The 1,376-nt window shown below is 67.2% G+C and carries 1 protein-coding gene; it reads right to left on the reverse strand.

The window, feature by feature from the left end; translation table 11 throughout:
• Positions 1-35 precede the first annotated feature (35 nt).
• Positions 36-1,303 (reverse strand): IS3 family transposase gene (locus ISG29_RS20400; protein WP_194505289.1). Its coding sequence is split into 2 segments (ribosomal slippage): positions 36-961 and positions 961-1,303, totalling 1,269 coding nucleotides; the frame shifts between segments, so codons are not numbered across the junction.
• Positions 1,304-1,376: the final 73 nt, after the last annotated feature.

Genomic DNA, 1,376 nt, shown 5'->3' on the forward strand with positions numbered 1-1,376 from the left:
GGGCCCTACCCCCGGATCTTGGACACGGGGGTTGATTACGCAGCGGTTGGCAGCGTAGCGGCCCGGCGGGCCTCGTAGGTGGTCGGTGACAGGTAGCCGCACCAGGAGTGGCGACGACGAGTGTTGTAGCGGACGAGCCACTTGAAGACCTGCCGGCGGCAGGCCAGCTCGTTGGACCAGCAGGCGGAGTCTTGGAGGACCTCGCGCTTCATGGTGGCGTTGAATGACTCGGCGAGCGCGTTGTCGGCGGAGGTGCCGACGGCGCCCATCGACTGGGTGACACCGAGCTTCCTACAGAGCTTGGCGTAGGCCTTCGAGCAGTAGACCGACCCGTGGTCGCTGTGGAAGATCGCGCCCTTGAGGCTGCCCCGGGTCGCGGCAGCGGCCTTGAGCGCGTCCTCGACGAGTTCGGTGCGCATGTGGTCAGCGACCGCCCAGCCGACGAGCCGGCGTGAGTAGCAGTCGATCACCGTCGCGAGGTACAGGTTCGTGCCGTCCGCGATGGGTAGGTAGGTGATGTCGCCGACGTAGCGCAGCCCAGGAGCCGGGGCAGTGAAGTCCCGGCCGAGGAGATCGGGGTACTTCTGTCCTGACGGTTCGGGGATCGTGGTTCGGACCTTCCGCTTCTTGGCGTAGCCCCGGATCCCGAAGGCCTTCATCACCCGCGCGATCTTCTTGTGGTTGACCCGCTGGCCGGCAGGGACACCGTCGTTGAGCTCGGCGGTGATCCGCGGCGCACCCTGGGTGTTGTCGACTGAGTGGATCTCCCGGATCTTCTCGGCCAACGCCGAGTCAGCGGCTGCCTTCGCGGCCCGGGTAGCGGCGCCCGCCTTCCAGGCATAGAACGATGAGCGCTCGATGTCGAGCAGCTCGCACAGTCGCTTCACCGTCCAGCCGGGGCGGGAGGTGGCGGAGTTGTCGGCGACGAACTGGAAGCGACTCACCAGCGCGTCTCCCCGGCGAAATACTTCGCGGCCTTCTGCAGGATCTCTCGCTCGGTCGTGAGCTTGGTGGTCTCTGCGCGCAGCGCCGCGTTCTCGACCTCGAGTCGAGCGAGGCGCTGCTCGAGCGTCTCCTCCTTCCCCGGCTGTAGTGGCGCGGTCTTGGACCGCAACGGGCTGGCGGTCAGCGTCCCGTCCGCGGCGGTCTTCTTGCCCGTCCCGTACGCCTCGAGCCAGCCACGCAGCGTGCCCCGCACGATGCCCAGGTCCTCAGCGATGCCGCGGACCGTGGCCCCCGGCGTGGACTCGTACAAGTCGACGGCCTGACGACGGAACTCCTCGGAGTAGTTCTTCCTGGCCATGATTCTCGGATCATCTCGCTTCCCCAGCACCAGATGCTGGATTCAGCGTGTCCAAGAACCGGGGTCAGGCCCC

The organism is Nocardioides acrostichi (assembly GCF_015319165.1).
Lineage (GTDB): Bacteria > Actinomycetota > Actinomycetes > Propionibacteriales > Nocardioidaceae > Nocardioides > Nocardioides acrostichi.